Origin of the sequence: Streptococcus oralis, from assembly GCF_003943825.1 — a bacterium.
GTDB classification, from domain to species: Bacteria; Bacillota; Bacilli; order Lactobacillales; family Streptococcaceae; genus Streptococcus; species Streptococcus oralis_CD.
Genome location: NZ_RJNJ01000016.1, coordinates 1 through 17541, shown reverse-complemented (window position 1 = coordinate 17541; position 17541 = coordinate 1). Strand labels below are relative to the sequence as shown.

The 17541-nt window shown below is 40.2% G+C and carries 15 protein-coding genes, 1 tRNA gene and 1 pseudogene; 2 read left to right on the top strand and 15 right to left on the bottom strand.

Features of this window, described 5'->3' with window-relative positions:
- Positions 1-120 precede the first annotated feature (120 nt).
- Positions 121-192 (bottom strand) — tRNA-Glu (locus D8863_RS10005).
- 66 nt (positions 193-258) lie between these two features.
- Positions 259-1620 (bottom strand): 23S rRNA (uracil(1939)-C(5))-methyltransferase RlmD, encoded by a 1362-nt coding sequence (gene rlmD / locus D8863_RS10000; RefSeq protein WP_125441819.1) that lies wholly within the window; start codon positions 1618-1620, stop codon positions 259-261.
- A 37-nt stretch (positions 1621-1657) separates the two neighbouring features.
- On the opposite strand from rlmD, the gene recX reads away from it, so the two are divergent.
- Together recX and ntdP are read left to right on the top strand one after the other, a co-directional pair.
- Positions 1658-2434, top strand: coding sequence for a recombination regulator RecX (recX, locus tag D8863_RS09995; protein WP_125398216.1), 777 nt, complete (start codon positions 1658-1660; stop codon positions 2432-2434).
- A gap of 88 nt (positions 2435-2522) precedes the next feature.
- A complete protein-coding gene (gene ntdP / locus D8863_RS09990; RefSeq protein WP_000775318.1) occupies positions 2523-3056 on the top strand; it encodes a nucleoside tri-diphosphate phosphatase in 534 nt (177 codons plus the stop codon).
- A 69-nt stretch (positions 3057-3125) separates the two neighbouring features.
- Here ntdP and D8863_RS09985 read toward each other — a convergent pair whose 3' ends face one another.
- The 13 genes and pseudogenes from D8863_RS09985 to D8863_RS09925 form a co-directional block, all read right to left on the bottom strand.
- Entirely contained in the window at positions 3126-3893 is a 768-nt protein-coding gene (locus tag D8863_RS09985) for an epoxyqueuosine reductase QueH (protein WP_000567566.1), read from the bottom strand.
- A gap of 125 nt (positions 3894-4018) precedes the next feature.
- A complete protein-coding gene (gene groL / locus D8863_RS09980) occupies positions 4019-5641 on the bottom strand; it encodes a chaperonin GroEL (RefSeq protein ID WP_000031555.1) in 1623 nt (540 codons plus the stop codon).
- 15 nt (positions 5642-5656) lie between these two features.
- The gene (gene groES, locus D8863_RS09975; RefSeq protein ID WP_000917328.1) at positions 5657-5941 is read right to left on the bottom strand and encodes a co-chaperone GroES; all 285 of its coding nucleotides are present in this window, start codon (positions 5939-5941) and stop codon (positions 5657-5659) included.
- A 156-nt stretch (positions 5942-6097) separates the two neighbouring features.
- Positions 6098-6493, bottom strand: coding sequence for a single-stranded DNA-binding protein (locus D8863_RS09970; protein ID WP_125441818.1), 396 nt, complete (start codon positions 6491-6493; stop codon positions 6098-6100).
- A 76-nt stretch (positions 6494-6569) separates the two neighbouring features.
- Positions 6570-7331, bottom strand: a complete 762-nt coding sequence (locus tag D8863_RS09965) for an SDR family NAD(P)-dependent oxidoreductase (protein WP_125441817.1) — start codon at positions 7329-7331, stop codon at positions 6570-6572.
- Positions 7332-7372: 41 nt separating this feature from the next.
- Complete coding sequence (ytpR, locus tag D8863_RS09960) at positions 7373-7999, bottom strand: YtpR family tRNA-binding protein (protein ID WP_125441816.1); 627 nt, start codon at positions 7997-7999, stop codon at positions 7373-7375.
- A 15-nt stretch (positions 8000-8014) separates the two neighbouring features.
- Positions 8015-8332, bottom strand: coding sequence for a thioredoxin family protein (locus D8863_RS09955; protein WP_000586541.1), 318 nt, complete (start codon positions 8330-8332; stop codon positions 8015-8017).
- On the bottom strand, positions 8329-8628 hold the full coding sequence (locus D8863_RS09950) for a DUF4651 domain-containing protein (RefSeq protein WP_125441815.1): 300 nt from the start codon (positions 8626-8628) through the stop codon (positions 8329-8331). Before D8863_RS09950 ends, D8863_RS09955 begins: the two co-directional genes overlap by 4 nt.
- Before the next feature lie 96 nt (positions 8629-8724).
- The gene (gene pyrG / locus D8863_RS09945; RefSeq protein WP_125441814.1) at positions 8725-10332 is read right to left on the bottom strand and encodes a CTP synthase; all 1608 of its coding nucleotides are present in this window, start codon (positions 10330-10332) and stop codon (positions 8725-8727) included.
- Between the two features lie 316 nt (positions 10333-10648).
- Complete coding sequence (gene rpoE / locus D8863_RS09940; RefSeq protein WP_000418415.1) at positions 10649-11239, bottom strand: DNA-directed RNA polymerase subunit delta; 591 nt, start codon at positions 11237-11239, stop codon at positions 10649-10651.
- A 131-nt stretch (positions 11240-11370) separates the two neighbouring features.
- Positions 11371-11733, bottom strand: a pseudogene (locus D8863_RS11110) (hypothetical protein); the annotation flags it as partial.
- Positions 11734-11744: 11 nt separating this feature from the next.
- Positions 11745-13880, bottom strand: coding sequence for an AAA family ATPase (locus tag D8863_RS09930; protein WP_038805770.1), 2136 nt, complete (start codon positions 13878-13880; stop codon positions 11745-11747).
- Positions 13881-13965: 85 nt separating this feature from the next.
- Positions 13966-16617: a valine--tRNA ligase gene (locus D8863_RS09925; protein WP_125441813.1), complete on the bottom strand. Its 2652-nt coding sequence runs from the start codon at positions 16615-16617 to the stop codon at positions 13966-13968.
- Positions 16618-17541: the final 924 nt, after the last annotated feature.

Below are 17541 nucleotides of genomic sequence, written 5' to 3'. Positions count from 1 at the left end.
TCAAAGGTCTTTGTCACTCATTCTCTCTTGAGCGACAACTATATTAGTATATCACAGCTACCTGCCTCTGTCAACAGATTTTTTAAACTTTTTTCAAGTTTTTTTAACCGCAATACACCATAGTCCGTACGGGATTCGAACCCGTGTTACCGCCGTGAAAAGGCGGTGTCTTAACCCCTTGACCAACGGACCTGAGCTTTTCAACTCTTTCTATTATACCGACTTTTTTACCTTTGTCAAGGACTTTTTTCAGTGAATTTAATTTTTTCTTTTCTTCACTAACTTAACCACTGCTTCTGTCCGTGCAGTGTGGGGAAACATATCGACCGACTGGATATACTGGAGATCATAGACTTTTACTAGTTTAACCAAATCTCGTGCCAAGGTCGAAACATTGCAGGATACATAGACCATTTTTTCTGGGACATAGGTCAGAATGGTTTCCAGTAGCTTATCATCTAAGCCTGTACGAGGAGGGTCGACTATCAGGGCATCCGCTCGGTAGCCATCTTGATACCAGCGTGGAATAATCTCTTCAGCTGTTCCAGCTTCGTAATGGGTATTGTCAAATCCCATTTTTTTAGCATTTCGCTTGGCATCTTCTATGGCTTCTGGAATAATATCCATTCCTCTGAGACTCTTGACCTTCTTTGCGAAGGCAAATCCAATCGTACCAACACCACAATAAGCATCGATTAGATGGTCTTCTTTACTAACATCCAGAGCCTTAACTGCTTCACTATAGAGAATTTCTGTCTGCTCAGGATTAAGCTGATAGAAAGCTCGAGGGGAGAGAGAAAATTCATAGTCCAGTACTCCTTCTTGAATACTCTCTTGACCCCAGATAATTTCCGTCTTTTCACCATAGATTTCACTTGTTTTTGCTGTATTTGTATTGACTGCAACTGTGACGACTTCTGGAAAATCTTTAACTAAGTCTTTTACTAGCTGGGTTAAATTAAGCTGGCGATTTGTGACAATGATAATCTGGACTTGTCCCGTTTTTCTTGCTTGACGTACCATGATAGTACGAACGCCTAACGTTTTTCTCTCATCTGTAATTGGAATTTGGTGGTAAGTAAGAAGTTCAGCTAGGCGATTCGCTATTACTTGGGTTTCCTTATCTTGCACCAAGCAGTCTTTCAACTCTACGAGATAATGAGAGTTTTGCGCATACAAACCTGCCTTGACCTGATTTTTAAATTTCCGAGTCTGGAATTGAAGCTTAGCACGGTAGTACTTTGGTTCCTGCATTCCGATAGTTGGACGGATTTCATAGTTTTCATATCCTGCAGGAGCAAATTTTTTCAGGGCTTGATGGAGCAGATCCGTTTTGAACTCTAACTGTTTATCGTAGTGGAGGTGCATGATTTGGCAACCACCACATTCATTATAAATCGTACAAGCCGGTACGACTCGAAATTTAGACTTCTTATTAACCTTTAGTAATTTTGCTTCAACAAAGTTGCGTTTAATAGAAGTAATTTGACAATAGATGTCTTCTCCTTTGAGGGCTCCAGGTACAAAAACGAGGGTTTTCTGATAGAAACCGATTCCCTCACCATTGATGCCCATCCGCTTGATTTTTAAAGGTATTTTTTGTTTGACTTTCAGATTCATACCCCTATCTTATCACATTTTAGGGTATAATAGAACTATGAAAATCACAAAACTTGAAAAGAAAAAACGCCTCTACCTGATGGAGCTAGATCATCAGCAAACCTCTTATATCACTGAAGATACCATTGTCCGTTTTATGCTATCTCGAGATAAGGTCATTAGTAAAGAGGAACTTACCGAGATACAGGGCTTTGCCCAGTTTTCTTATGGTAAAAATCTCGCCCTCTACCATCTATCATTTAAAGCTCGAACCGAAAAGGAAGTTCGTGAGTATCTGAAAAAGTATGATCTTGATGAAAAAATCACAAGTCAAGTTATCGCCAATCTTAAAGAAGATAACTGGATTAATGATCGTCAGTATGCCTATTCTATCATCAATGCAAATCAACTTTCTGGAGATAAGGGACCCTATGTGCTAGCTCAAAAACTATCTCAAAAAGGGATTGCCAAAGCAACTATTGAAGATGTTTTAAAGGATTTTGATTTTTCGGAGGTTGCTCAACGTGTGGCGGAGAAACTTCTAAAAAAATACACGGGAAAGCTTCCCGCTCGTGCCTTGCAAGATAAGATTATCCAAAACTTAACGAACAAAGGCTTCTCCTATTCTGATTCTAAGAATGCCTTTGACGACTTGGACAGTCAAGTCGACCAAGAAACGACTCAAGAACTCATTTTTAAAGAGCTAGACAAACAATATGCTAAGTATGCTCGAAAGTATGAAGGATACGAACTTAAACAGCGTTTAACCCAAGTTTTAGCTCGAAAAGGCTATGATTTTTCGGATATAGCCAGCGCTCTCAGAGAATATCTTTAATATTTTCGTGTAAAATTCAAAAAAATTAGACCAATTTATGATATAATAGTAGACGATAAACTTATAAATTGTAGAAAGTTGGTTAGTTATGAAACTTCCAAAAGAAGGCGACTTTATTACAATTCAAAGTTATAAGCATGATGGGAGTCTTCACCGTACTTGGCGGGACACCATGGTACTAAAAACAACAGAGAACGCTATTATTGGCGTCAACGACCACACACTTGTTACCGAAAGTGACGGTCGTCGTTGGGTGACTCGAGAACCGGCTATTGTTTACTTTCACAAAAAATATTGGTTTAATATCATTGCCATGATTCGTGATAATGGGATTTCCTACTATTGCAATATGGCAAGTCCTTACTATCTCGATGAAGAAGCCCTGAAATACATTGATTATGATTTGGATGTCAAGGTCTTCACTGATGGTGAAAAGCGTCTCTTGGACGTTGAAGAGTATGAGCGCCATAAACGCAAAATGAAGTATTCTGATGATTTAGACTATATTTTGAAAGAGCATGTTAAAATCCTTGTTGATTGGATTAACAATGGACGCGGTCCTTTCTCAGAGGCCTATGTCAACATTTGGTACAAACGCTACATAGAACTAAAGAATCGGTAAAGTTGTCAAACCGGGGTGAAAGCCCTGGTTTTTTATTTGAAAAACCCAGCTTTACAGCTGGGTTGATTTCTATATATCTAATTTAGTAACAGTAAACTTGATGTGGGAATAGTCTTTTTCAACATCCTTATCCAACAAGAAAGCCGTGGCATCCTTCTTAATCTGAACAAGGTCAATGTTCTGGGCTTGAGCTGCATAGACGCATCCACAATAACATTGACGATAGATATCATACTCCTCGCACATCTCCACCGAGCGCTTGTAACCTTGATTTTTCTTGAAATCACTTGGAAGATAGTGGGTGGTATAAATCTTTTGCACATCGATTCCGATGCTGTTGATGGTTTGAGAATTCTTATGGGGACTGATGGTCAAGGCTGAACCAAAGTAGTCAAAGCCCAAGTCCATAGCTACCTGTGCTGTTTTGTCCAAACGGTAGTCAAAACAAACCTTGCAACGATCGCCGCCTTCTGGTTCTTCTTCCAGTCCTCTGACTAACTTCCGGTATTCATTTGGTTCGTATGGGGCTTCAAGGTACTGAACCGTATTACCTGTTCGCTCATTGAAATCACTGACAAATTTCTTGGTGACGTAAGCTCGCTTGTGGTATTCTGCCTTGGGATGGATATTGGAATTGGCAAAATAGATGGTCACATCAGCGTATTTTGTCAGGTATTCTAGGGTGTAGGTACTACAAGGAGCACAGCAAACATGCATGAGAATAGTGGGACGTTGCTCATTTTTCTCCCAAACCTGTACCATTTTCTGCATAACACGGTCATAATTAATCTTCTGATTGGGATTCATCTTGCTCAGAATTTCTTCTACATCGATCATGTTCTTCTCCTTTTTCTAGTCTTATTTTATCATATAAGTTAGGAGAGCTCAAATCAATTTTAGAAGAGAAAACCATAAAAGGAGGGATGCATGTTCCCTCCTTTTGTGTTTTTTATAAGTTACTTTTACATCATGCCGCCCATCATGCTTGGATCCATGGCTGGAGCTGGGGCTGCTGGTTCTGGTTTATTGGCTACGACTGCTTCTGTTGTTAAAATCAAGCTAGCCACAGAGGCTGCATTTTGTAGGGCTGAACGGCTCACTTTCACTGGGTCAATGATTCCTTCTTCAATCATGTTGACCCATTCGCCAGTTGCTGCGTTGAAACCTGTGCCAACTTCCGCATTTTTCAAACGGTCAATAACAATAGAACCTTCGAATCCTGCATTGTGGGCAATTTGACGAACAGGTTCTTCCAAGGCACGGAGAACAATATTGCGTCCTGTGGCTTCATCTCCTGTCAATTCTAAATCAGCCACGGCTGGAATAACATTGGCAAGAGCAGTTCCACCACCAGCAACGATTCCTTCTTCAACTGCTGCACGAGTAGCGTTGAGGGCATCTTCAATGCGAAGTTTCATTTCTTTCAACTCCGTTTCAGTTGCAGCTCCGACCTTGATTACTGCGACACCACCTGATAATTTAGCCAAGCGTTCTTGCAATTTTTCTCGGTCAAACTCTGAAGTTGTGGTTTCGATTTGAGACTTGATAACCGCAACACGGTGAGAAATGGCTTCAGGATTGCCAGCACCTTCTACGATAACCGTACTGTCTTTGTCCACAGTCACTCTAGCAGCTTGACCAAGCGCTTCAATCGTCGCGTCTTTCAACTCAAGACCAAGATCTTCTGTGATGACAGTTCCACCTGTCAAAATAGCGATGTCTTCAAGCATGGCTTTACGACGGTCACCGAAACCAGGAGCCTTAACTGCTACCACATTAAAGGTTCCACGAATCTTGTTCAATACAAGGGTTGGAAGAGCTTCGCCATCCACATCATCTGCAATAATCAAGAGTGGACGATTGCTTTGGAGAATGCTTTCTAGAAGTGGCAAGATTTCTTGAATATTGGAAATCTTTTTGTCTGTAATCAAGATATATGGATTTTCGAGGTCAGCCACCATTTTTTCGCTATCTGTCACCATGTACTGTGAAAGGTAGCCACGGTCAAACTGCATTCCTTCTACAACTTCAAGCTCTGTTTCCATCCCACGTGACTCTTCAATGGTGATAACACCGTCTTTACCAACTTTTTCCATGGCTTCAGAGATGTATTCGCCGACTTTCTCAGAACGAGAAGATACAGCAGCAACCTGAGCGATGGCTTCTTTGTTGGCAACAGGGATGGCATTGTTTTTCAAGGCTTCTACAGCTGCAGCAACTGCTGCTTCAATCCCACGACGGATACCGATTGGATTGGCACCTGCTGTGACGTTCTTGATTCCTTCACGGACGATAGCTTGGGTCAAGACAGTTGCAGTTGTCGTTCCGTCACCTGCGATATCATTGGTTTTTGAAGCTACTTCTGATACCAATTTGGCACCCATATTTTCAAAATGGTCTTCTAGTTCAATTTCTTTTGCAATAGTAACACCGTCATTGGTGATGAGTGGTGAGCCAAATGATTTTTCCAACACAACGTTACGACCTTTTGGTCCCAAGGTTACTTTAACAGTGTCTGCAAGGATATCGACACCGCGGACCATAGCTGAACGGGCATCTGATGAAAATTTAATTTCTTTTGACATACTTACTTTCTCCTTCTATTCTTCAATGATAGCCAAGATGTTAGCTTCGCCAACGATGATGTACTTTTCATCGCCATCTTTGACATCAAGACCTGCGTGAGCTTCAACTAAGACTCGGTCTCCAGGCTTAACGCTTGGAGCTACCAAGTCACCGTTCAAGGTACGAACACCTTGTCCAGTAGCTACAACTTGGGCTGTTTTTGTTTTTTCTTGGGCTGAGCCTGCAAGGACAAAGCCTCCAACAGTTTGTTCTTTTTCTTCGATTTTCAAGACCACACGGTCTCCTAATGGTTTCAACATCTGTTTTCCTCCATGATGAACTACATATTATTAGCACTCTTTATATCTGAGTGCTAATTTATAGTTCTATTGTATCACTTGGTCAGAAATAGTCAAGAAAAAAGTCTGACTTTCTCAAGATAAAAAAGCCTAAGATTGACTCAGGCTTTTCTATGCTTAAAATGGCAATTCCTCCTCTTCCAAAACCAAGTCTGCCAAATCCTGTCCAGCGTTATTTTCACGCATAGCACGTTGGGCGCGGCTTTCCAAAAGTTGGAATCCTGTGGCAAGAACTTCAGTCACATAGTTCATTTGACCATTTTTCTCAAAGCGACGGGTACGAAGTTCTCCATCCACAGTGATAAGACTACCTTTGGTTGCGTAGCTTGCCAAGGTTTCAGCCAATTTCCCCCAAAGAACAAGATTGACAAAGTCAGCTTCACGTTCCCCATTTTGGTCTTTGTAACGACGGTTCACAGCAATAGTTGCGCGAGCTACTGACTTGTCGTTGTTGGTTTTGTGCAATTCTGGTGTAGACGTTAAACGTCCAATCATGATAACTTTATTATACATTTTTCTTCCTCCTACTTATCTATTCGCAGGGAATCAAAAAAAGTTACAGAAATTTGTAACTTTTCGAAGAAATTTTTTATTTTTTATGCACCATGAAACCTGTCGCCTGTTGATTGGCCATAATGGTCATATCTGTAATCTGCACACGAAGGGGTTGACTAGTCACATAGACAACAGTGTCTGCGATGTCTTGTGCCTGCAAAGCTTCGATTCCCTGATAAACCGCCTCAGCACGCTCTTTGTCTCCATGAAAACGTACGGTTGAGAAATCTGTTTCGACAATCCCTGGCTGAATGGTCGTCACCTTGATATCCGTTGCGATGGTATCAATTCGCAGACCATCTGAAAAGGTCTTAACTGCAGCCTTGGTAGCTGAATAGACCGCTGCACCCGCATAGGCGTAGATTCCTGCCGTTGACCCCATATTGATGATATGACCTTGATTTGCCGCAACCATGGAAGGCAAGAAAGAACGAGTGACTGCCATCAAACCTTTGACATTGGTATCTAGCATAGTCAGCATATCCAGCTCTTCATAGTCTTGATAGGGAGCCAAGCCAAGAGCCAGTCCAGCATTATTGACCAAGATATCAATCTGACCTATCGTTTCTAAAATATCTGCACAGACAGTCTTTACCATGGTCATATCCGTCACATCCAGAGGAAAAGTCCAAACTGTTTGATTAAGAAAAGTTTCTGCAAACTCTGACTTGAGAGTCTCTAGTCTGTCTGTCCGTCGCCCTGTTAGAACGACATTCTCCCCCTGCTCCAGATAAGCACGCGCAATCGCTTCACCGATTCCTGAGGTCGCCCCTGTAATCACTATATTTTTTGCCATCTTATTTCCTTCTATCTGGTCTATCAGATACTGACAACTTCCTAGGCAGTCCAGTGTTTGGCTGGGTCAAATGGAGTTCCGACAACTTGGTCTTCTGATAATTCAATAACCCCACGTTTTTGCGGAGCATTTGGTAGATGCAATTCACGAGGACTGCACATCATCCCAAAACTCTTTTCACCGCGAAGTTCGCCTGGGAAAATGAGATTGCCTTTTGGCATCATCGCTCCAGGAAGAGCTACAATGGTTTTCAACCCAACACGCGCATTGGGAGCCCCTGCAACGATTTGCACTGTCTTATCACTTGCAACGGCCACTTGACAGATGTTGAGGTGGTCGCTATCTGGATGGGCTACCATCTCAACAATCTCACCGACGACAAACTTAGATTCCTTGTCATTGACAATTTCTTCTGTAAAGCCTTCCGCTCGCAATTCTTGGTTCAAACATTCTACTTGCTCATCTGTCAAAAAGACTTGACCACGCTCTGCAATTTCAAACAAACTTGAAACTTCGAAAATATTCCAAGCTACTGTTTCTCCATTTTCTTTGAGGAAAACACGGGCTACTTTACCTTTGCGCTCCACGTCCAACTTGGCATCGCCACTATTTTTCACGATGATCATAAGGACATCGCCAACATGCTCTTTATTATATGTAAAAATCATTGTTTCCTTTTTCTCCTATTTCAGTCCTGCTAAAAAGTCGTTAATTTGTTGCTTGCTTTTACGGTCACGATTAACAAAACGACCGATTTCCTTGTCCTTTTCTAGCACAACAAGACTAGGAATACCGTACACATCCCAGAGTTTGGCCAGATCCAGATACTGGTCTCGGTCCACTCGAATAAATGTGAACTCTGGATTGGTCTCCTCAATCTCTGGCAAGGATGGATAGATATAACGACAATCGCCACACCAGTCTGCCACAAAAAGGAAGACCTTCTTGCCATCTTGTTCGACAAAACTTGCTAGTTCTTCTATACTATTGGGAATAATCATAAGACTTCCTCCTCATAGACCAGATTTTCATTTTCATAGACAAAGGTATAGTGACGACCATCCTCGAAAATGACTCCTCCAACGAGTCGCTCTAGGCTACTTTCGTAGACTTGAACATAGAGAGTCGCAATCTCACCCATATCTGAGAAAAGTTCGCGCACGATAGCAGTCAACTCTTCTTGAGACTTCATGAGTTTGTGGTTATCTGCTGCTTTTTTAGCCCCTAAAGCAAGGGCACTTAGACCAGCCACAGTCAAGCCAGTCATCCATAATTTCTTAGCTTTCATACCATTCATTGTAACACAAAAAGGGCTCTAGGACAAATAGGGAAGCCGTATAGGAGCAAGGCAATTAAAAAACCTCTGAGATTATTCTCAGAGGTTAGAAGATAACTAGTTACTATTTTCAACTGCTGCAGTCACAAAGGCAGTGTAGAGTTCTTCTGGACGATTTGGACGGCTGGAAAGTTCAGGGTGATACTGACAAGCCACAAAGAATTTATTTTCAGGAATTTCCACAATTTCGACCAAACGATTGTCTGGAGAAACTCCTGAGAAGACAAAACCTGCTGCCTCAAACTGTTCACGAAAGGCGTTGTTAAACTCATAACGGTGACGGTGACGGCGTTGCACTACTTCTTGATTGTGATAAGCAGCTGCTGCCTTAGAACCACGTTTCAACTTAGACGGATAGAGTCCCAAGCGAAGGGTTCCACCCATATCTTCAACATCAACCTGATCACGCATGATATCAATGATAGGATATTTTGTTTCTGGTGCAAGTTCAGCAGAATTGGCACCTTCAAGACCCAAAACGTGACGAGCAAACTCGATACAAGTCAACTGCATTCCCAAGCAGACTCCCAACATTGGAACATCATTCTCACGCGCATAGCGGATGGCTTGGATTTTTCCTTCCGTACCACGTTGACCAAAACCGCCTGGCACGATGATTCCGTCCGTATCCGACAAGAGCTCTGCTACATTCTCTGCTGTCACATCATTGGCGTTGATCCAATTAATCTTCACTTCTGCGTCGTTGGCATAACCAGAGTGTTTCAAGGCTTCAACCACTGAGATGTAGGCATCTTGCAACTCCACATACTTACCGACAAGGGAAATTTTAACTTGTTTTTTCAGGTTCATGACCTTGTCCACCATAGCTGACCATTCTGTCATATCCGCTGCTGGTGCGTCTAATTTCAAATGGTCACAAACAATTTGGTCCATGCCTTGTGCCTGCAAATTCAGTGGAATTTGGTAAAGGTGTTCGACATCCAAAGACTCGATAACAGCTTCTGGAGCCACGTCACAAAACTGAGCTAGTTTGTTTTTAATGCCTTGACCAGCTGGTTTTTCTGTACGAATGACCAACATATTTGGCTGGATTCCCAAACCACGCAATTCTTTTACAGAATGCTGAGTAGGCTTGGTCTTCATCTCACCAGCAGCCTTGAGGTAAGGAAGCAAGGTTGTATGGATGTACATGACGTTATCTGCACCCACATCTGCCTTCATCTGACGAAGGGCCTCTAGGAATGGCAAGGACTCGATATCTCCAACGGTTCCACCAACCTCTGTGATAATAACATCAGAGTCAGTCGTTACAGCAGCACGCTTGATTTTTTCTTTCAAAGCATCTGTGATATGAGGAATGACTTGAACAGTTGCCCCAAGGTATTCTCCACGGCGCTCCTTACGAAGAACTTCACTGTAAATTTTCCCAGTTGTCACGTTGGAATATTTGTTGAGATTGATATCGATGAAACGTTCATAGTGCCCCAAGTCCAAATCTGTCTCAGCCCCATCATCTGTCACAAAGACTTCCCCGTGCTGGTAAGGACTCATGGTTCCCGGATCGATATTGATATAAGGGTCAAATTTTTGAATGGTTACTTTGAGACCACGATTTTTCAAGAGACGCCCCAGACTTGCTGCCACAATTCCTTTCCCAATAGACGACACCACACCACCAGTTACAAAAATATATTTCGTAGACATAGATTCCTCTTTCTAAAATACTCAAGGCCTTGTTGACTACGAGGGGAGATCGAAAACAAGACCCTTATGAATAACGACATTTCAAGAAAACTTCCTGAAAAAACAAAAATAGCTCCCTAGTAACTAGGGAGCTCCGACCTCTAAAAGAGGTGCCCGAACAATATAATACCTCAAAGCAGATCATTTGTCAACCCGAATCGGTAAAACATGAAAAAAGAAGATTGTTTTCAGAAAACAAATTAAAGATCCGCATTCAAACGGATGACCTGCTCAAGGAATAAAAAAGGAGATCTTACGATCTCCTCTGTGAAGTCTTTTACTCTTCTTCACTCGTTTCAGCATCATCGTCAGAAAACTCGTCGTCTTCTTCGTTAAGATCCACGTCTTCACCTAAGTCATCAGGAGCGATTTCGTTGATTTCTGCATCGTAAGCTTCCACTTCATTTTTCTCATCATCTGGATTTTCATCATCATATGAAAGAGCTGGGTCTGCTTCGTATGCATCTTCATCTTCTGGATCATCTGCATTGTAGTCAATGGCATCTGAATCACCATCCATAAAGGCATTGACACGTTTTTTCTTAGCTTTTGGTGCTACTTCATCGTCGTCACTTTCTTCAAGAGCGATGATTTCTTCGTCAATCTCGTCCACACCATACCATGAACGAAGCCCCCATTTGTTGTCTCCCAATGAGATGAAGCTACCGTCAAAGTTCAACTCTGTGTAGAACAAAGGCAAAGCTTCGCGGATATCGCTGTTTGATGTTCCAAGGTAGTTTTGAATTTCGTTTACAAGATCGCTAAAATGCATCTCATGATCGCGACCACGAAGTTCTAAGATAGCACGCGCTACCTCAATCATAGATAGTTCACTTTTTTCTTGCCCAGCAAATACTTCTAATTCCAAAGCGTTTCTCCTCATTTTTACTACTATCGCCAGAGCGAACAGACTCTGACCTCATTTTATCATGTACTCTTTATTGTACGATAATTTTACGGAATAGTCAAAGGTTAAATGGGAGAAAGTGACAGGACTTTTTATTTCTTTGCTACCCAGCCGATAGCATCGCTTGGTGGATTCTCGGTATCAATCCAGATGAATTCGATGCCGATTTCATCATTTTTAAATTTGGTCAATCGAATGCCGTTGATTTCCAGCTCATTGAGTCGTTGACCTGTCAAGACTTCTCGTTCCTTCAACTGGAAAACGCCACGCAAAATCCAATTCCCAAGAATTTCTTGCTTATCAGTGGATTGAATCGCCTTGCCAGCTTCTTGGTTGATATAGGCATTGATAACATCTCCAGAAGATAAGAAGCGTAGCTTAAAGGTTCTTTCCTCTTTCGGTAGAGCTAGTTTTTTAGTGCCGGGTTCAAAAGTCCCAAATCCAGGACCAAAGAAATATAGAATAGTTACCAAGATTCAATCTCTGCTAAAGTTTTACTATCATCAGCTAATCCAATCATTGCAATTACATGATTTTTGTCATAACTAAACATAATTGATATGAGTTTTCTAATAGCATCTCTAATTTCACGAGGGGAAAGCTGGTTTATATCTATGTCATAAAACGATAAACCATGCGATAGGCTATTTATCACATCTAACATTCCTTGAAATTCCTCTTCTTTCTCTTCTGAAATATTATAAAATTTCATTAATTGAGTTATTGCAGATGAGGTTGCATACTCTAACCTATAATTACTTCTTGCATGTGATTCCAAAATCAGTCTTCCCATATTTGCAAATCTCACACAATTGTCAACTGTGCTAAGTTTACTATTACTTGTTTTAGCAAAATCATATATTGTTTTGAAATTAGCTCTGTAGTAATCACTAAAATTTTTACTCTCATGAGGTTCAACTTTTCGAATATTACTGTTTCCATGCTCATCTTTATAGATTAATGCTTTTAAAAGTGAGTTATTATTGAAACCAAAGCCAAAATTATGAAAATCAATTGAAGAATGAGTTAAAATAAATACCTGAGCATTCATTGATGTCAATTCTTTTATTATTGTATTTATCAACTCTGTCAAAAAATACCTATTATCTGAGTCTAGGCTAGTAATAGGGTCATCAAAAATAACGTATTCAACATTATTTTTTAAACTTTTTCCAGGCTCTAAATATAAATCACAATAAAAATGTAAAAAACCTAATAAACGCCTCTCCCCTTCACTTAAATCTTTCGTACTAATAATTATTGAAGGGTCAGTTATATGCTTTAACAAATAATGATTTCCATCAATTTGACATTTCATATTCATCCCAATAACTCTAAATTCACGATTGAGTAAGTCTGCAAATGGCTGTAAATTCCCTGCTGGCTCAACTTCCTGAATCCACTGTTTATTCTCTTCAATATATCGTTCATTAGCTCTTTGTTGTTCCTCATACTTTTGGAGTTGTTCACTAACTTCATCAATAGGATATCGCTCCAATATTTTTTGAGCGACCCAAGACTTTGCAACATTTTCAATTTCACCTAATAGAGCCTCTTGTTTAAATATCTCTTTATCAAGATTACCTATCTTCGCCTTTATATTACAAATTACTTTGTTATAATTTTCTTCAATTTCAAATGTATACGGTAAAACTAAAGAAGGATTTTCAATTTTTTCATCTATGTTATTGATAATTTCTGATATATTTGAGTTCAAAATCTCAAACCTATCATCAATGATATACTTAGGTTGACTAAACAAGTCATTTTTTATTCCTTCAAGTAATATTTTATTTCTTTCTAAACTTTCAACTGCTTTAGAATATTGAGATTGTATTTTTTCTTGAATGCTATCATGAACTTTGTCATAATCAAAATGATTACCACAAAACTTACATTGGTTTATACCATCATTATGTAAATGTAACCCTTCCTTTAACCATTCAGATAAATTTTTTGTAATTTGAAAATCTGGCTTAATTATTTTCTGTGTGAATATATTTTGAATTTCAGTAAGAATAATATCTATTTTTCTACTCGTATCAAACGTAATTTCACTTTTTTCTTTTTTTAGATTGGTTAATTTCAACTCAATTGAATCACTAGAACTTATTTTTGAAAAATCTGCATCAATAATATCATTTTCCCATGCTTTTAGAGCATCAATTGGATTTATCTTTGCATTTCGCTTCTGATTAATTTGTCGGGTCATTCTAAAAAGTTCACGAGCTTCAGAAAGATTATAAGCCATAAATTCAAATACTTCATTTTTATAATCTTCAATCTGCTTATCTATGTTCTGATTATACTGAACTAAATAGAGGTTTGCATTCTTGATATTTTCAATTGCTTCTTCAATACCAATTCTATTAGCACCAACTAATAGTTTGATTCCAGATAGTGAATCAACTGTATAAACATTATTTAATACGTAATCCGTATCAAATCTTTTTACTGACTCATGATTTTCTGAAATCCAGTTTGATAATGACGATTTACCACTCCCATTTGTTCCAAAAAAAATATTACATTTACGCAAGTTTTCATCAAACGAGAAATTATGAAATGACTTTTTAGAAATATTTACCAATTTATCTATCATACACATTACCCTCTAATAACCAAGTTTTACTTCATTATAGCAAAAAACGTTAGCATTTGCTAACGTTTTCATAATTATTAAAACCTTATTTCACCAACTTCTTCATCTCATCAATACGTGCGACGGTCGCGTCGTACTTGGCTTGGTAGTCGGCTTGTTTGTCGCGTTCTTTTTGGACGACTTCTGGTTTGGCATTGGCTACGAAGCGTTCGTTAGAGAGCTTCTTACCGACCATATCCAGCTCTTTTTGCCATTTAGCCAGTTCCTTGTCAAGACGAGCTAATTCTTCTTCGACATTGAGGAGGTCTGCGAGTGGCAAGTAGATTTCTGCTCCTGTGATGACGCTTGACATTGCGAGTTCAGGTGCAGGGATGGTTGAGGCGATTTCCAAGTGCTCTGGGTTTGTGAAGCGTTTGATGTAGTTGACATTGCTGTTAAAGAAGGCTTCCAAGTCGCTATCGCTAGTCTTCACAAGGATGGTGATAGGCTTGCTTGGTGCTACGTTTACTTCCGCACGCGCATTACGAACAGCACGGATCAAGTCCTTGAGACTTTCCACACCAGTGTGGGCAGCAAGGTCTTCAAAGGCTGGGTTAACAGTTGGGTATTCTGCTGTAACGATAGAACCTTCTGAGATTTGTCCAAAGATTTCTTCAGTCACGAATGGCATGATTGGGTGAAGGAGACGAAGGATCTTGTCCAAAGTGTAAAGGAGAACAGAACGTGTGATGACTTTCTCTTCTTCGTTGTCGCTATAAAGGACTTCCTTGGTCAACTCAACGTACCAATCCGCAAACTCGTCCCAGATGAAGTTGTAGAGGATATGGCCAGCTACACCAAACTCAAACTTATCAAAGTTTTCAGTGACTTTTCCGATTGTTTCATTGAGGTTGTGGAGAATCCAGCGGTCAGTGACGTTTCCAGCTTCCTTGTTGACAACTTTTTCCACATTGGCAGTTGCTTGCTCAAGGGTCAAGCCTTCATTGTTCATGAGGATGTAGCGAGAGATGTTCCAGATCTTGTTAATGAAGTTCCATGAAGCATCCATTTTCTCGTAAGAGAAGCGCACGTCTTGACCTGGCGCAGAACCGTTTGAAAGGAACCAACGAAGGGCATCGGCACCGTATTTCTCGATGACATCCATAGGATCAATCCCGTTACCAAGAGATTTCGACATCTTACGTCCTTGCTCATCACGAATGAGACCGTGGATCAGAACGTTTTGGAATGGCTGACGACCAGTGAATTCCAAAGATTGGAAGATCATACGAGATACCCAGAAGAAGATGATGTCGTAACCTGTTACCAAGGTTGAAGTTGGGAAGTAACGTTTGAAGTCTTCTGAGTCGACATCAGGCCAGCCCATAGTTGAGAATGGCCAAAGGGCAGAACTGAACCAAGTATCCAAGACATCTTCGTCCTGAGTCCATCCGTCACCTTCTGGAGCTTCTTCACCGACGTACATTTCACCCTCAGCATTGTACCAAGCAGGGATTTGGTGACCCCACCAGAGCTGACGAGAGATTACCCAGTCGTGGACATTTTCCATCCATTGGAGGAAGGTATCGTTGAAACGAGGTGGGTAAAATTCAACCTTGTCATCTGTGTCTTGGTTAGCGATGGCATTTTTAGCCAATTGGTCCATCTTGACGAACCATTGAGTAGACAAGCGTGGCTCAACTACTACACCTGTACGCTCTGAGTGACCAACGCTGTGGACGCGTTTTTCGATTTTGACAAGGGCACCGATTTCTTCCAACTTAGCCACGACTGCCTTACGAGCTTCAAAACGGTCCATGCCTGCAAATTCGAAGGCCAAGTCGTTCATAGTTCCATCGTCGTTCATGACGTTGACTTGTGGCAAGTTATGGCGTTGACCAACCAAGAAGTCGTTTGGATCGTGGGCAGGTGTGATTTTTACGACACCTGTACCAAACTCAGGATCTGCGTGCTCGTCTCCAACGATTGGGATGAGTTTATTAGCGATTGGAAGGATGACATTTTTACCAATCAAGTCCTTGTAGCGTGGGTCTTCTGGATTGACCGCAACCGCAACGTCCCCAAACATGGTCTCTGGACGAGTTGTCGCAACTTCAAGGGCGCGTGAGCTGTCTTCTAGCATGTAGTTCATGTGGTAGAAGGCACCTTCGACATCCTTGTGAATCACCTCGATATCAGAAAGGGCTGTGCGAGCTGCTGGATCCCAGTTGATGATAAATTCACCACGGTAGATCCAGCCTTTCTTGTATAGGTCCACAAAGACCTTACGAACGGCTTTTGACAAACCTTCGTCAAGGGTGAAACGCTCGCGAGAGTAGTCTACAGAAAGCCCCATCTTGCCCCATTGTTCCTTGATAGTCGTCGCATACTCGTCTTTCCATTCCCAGACTTTATCTAGAAATTTTTCACGACCGAGGTCGTAACGACTAATACCTTCTCCACGCAAGCGCTCCTCAACCTTAGCCTGAGTGGCAATCCCAGCGTGGTCCATCCCTGGAAGCCAAAGCGTATCAAAACCTTGCATCCGTTTTTGACGAATGATGATATCTTGCAAAGTTGTATCCCAAGCGTGACCAAGGTGGAGTTTCCCAGTTACGTTTGGTGGTGGAATCACGATAGAATAAGGCTTAGCCTTTTTATCGCCAGAAGGCTTGAAAACATCAGCGTCAAGCCATTTTTGGTAACGACCAGCCTCAACCTCGGCTGGATTGTATTTAGGTGAAAGTTCTTTAGACATGTGTTTGTCCTTTCTACTTAGTAACAATATTGTAAAATTCTTCTAATAATTTATCGTGGCGCTCTGTTATATTTTTTTCTTCAAAATTTTCTATGTTGTCTCGTAAAACTTTAATAAGATTTACATTAGAATTCTCATACATACTTTTCTTATCAGTAGAATTGCTGTGTTCAGTATTCTCTAGTAAAACAAGATTTCCTAAATCATAAACAATGTCACCAAGTTCATTATGATTTTTTCTATCAACAATATGCTCAATTGATAAATCATACACATATTTCAAAGCTTTATTTGCAGTATTTTTATCATCTAATCTGATTCTCTCAATTTCAAGAGTAACTAGAATATATTTCGCTAAATCTCTCGCTTTTAAATCTTTTGATCCTTTTATTTTATCACCTTTGTCAAAGACCTTTGCACTCTGCTTGATTGATTCTAGACCAGGTTTAACTGTATCTAGTTGTTTTTTTATAAAATGGTTCAAAGAGGAGGTATCTAATGTTTCTTCATTAAATTTTTTTGCCATTTTCTTATAGATTGCTTGAATTTTATTTGTAGTTGAACCATATCCTTCAGCTTTTATCGAATTAAGTACATTATACTTAGTCACTAAAGCAATAATAGATTTAAATTGTTTACTTTTTATTTTACGGTCATTCATGGCATTGAATAGACTCAAGAAAGCCATTCTAAATTGTGAATACCCCGATATCTTTAATATCTCTAAATTTTTCTTAACAATAAAGTTGTCTTTCTGATTAAAATAATTTTTAATCTGAAAAAGAGAATCATCTTCAGATGGATTGCAGATAACTTTATAAAAATCAACATGCTTCTTACANTTATCTAAAAAATCAACATATTCATTCTCTTTAATTTTATTTGAAAAGGTTTCAAATAATTTAGTTTGATTCGTATTAATTC

What these genes read in the sequence shown, in the direction of transcription:
- D8863_RS09930 (WP_038805770.1), bottom strand. Translation starts at nt 13,880, where the DNA reads ATGATAGATAAATTGGTAAATATTTCTAAAAAGTCATTTCATAATTTC.
- D8863_RS09950 (WP_125441815.1), bottom strand. Translation starts at nt 8,628, where the DNA reads ATGAATGGTATGAAAGCTAAGAAATTATGGATGACTGGCTTGACTGTG.
- D8863_RS09925 (WP_125441813.1), bottom strand. Translation starts at nt 16,617, where the DNA reads ATGTCTAAAGAACTTTCACCTAAATACAATCCAGCCGAGGTTGAGGCT.
- ntdP (WP_000775318.1), top strand. Translation starts at nt 2,523, where the DNA reads ATGAAACTTCCAAAAGAAGGCGACTTTATTACAATTCAAAGTTATAAG.
- pyrG (WP_125441814.1), bottom strand. Translation starts at nt 10,332, where the DNA reads ATGTCTACGAAATATATTTTTGTAACTGGTGGTGTGGTGTCGTCTATT.
- D8863_RS09970 (WP_125441818.1), bottom strand. Translation starts at nt 6,493, where the DNA reads ATGTATAATAAAGTTATCATGATTGGACGTTTAACGTCTACACCAGAA.
- D8863_RS09985 (WP_000567566.1), bottom strand. Translation starts at nt 3,893, where the DNA reads ATGATCGATGTAGAAGAAATTCTGAGCAAGATGAATCCCAATCAGAAG.
- groL (WP_000031555.1), bottom strand. Translation starts at nt 5,641, where the DNA reads ATGTCAAAAGAAATTAAATTTTCATCAGATGCCCGTTCAGCTATGGTC.
- D8863_RS09955 (WP_000586541.1), bottom strand. Translation starts at nt 8,332, where the DNA reads ATGATTATTCCCAATAGTATAGAAGAACTAGCAAGTTTTGTCGAACAA.
- recX (WP_125398216.1), top strand. Translation starts at nt 1,658, where the DNA reads ATGAAAATCACAAAACTTGAAAAGAAAAAACGCCTCTACCTGATGGAG.
- groES (WP_000917328.1), bottom strand. Translation starts at nt 5,941, where the DNA reads ATGTTGAAACCATTAGGAGACCGTGTGGTCTTGAAAATCGAAGAAAAA.
- rlmD (WP_125441819.1), bottom strand. Translation starts at nt 1,620, where the DNA reads ATGAATCTGAAAGTCAAACAAAAAATACCTTTAAAAATCAAGCGGATG.
- ytpR (WP_125441816.1), bottom strand. Translation starts at nt 7,999, where the DNA reads ATGATTTTTACATATAATAAAGAGCATGTTGGCGATGTCCTTATGATC.
- D8863_RS09965 (WP_125441817.1), bottom strand. Translation starts at nt 7,331, where the DNA reads ATGGCAAAAAATATAGTGATTACAGGGGCGACCTCAGGAATCGGTGAA.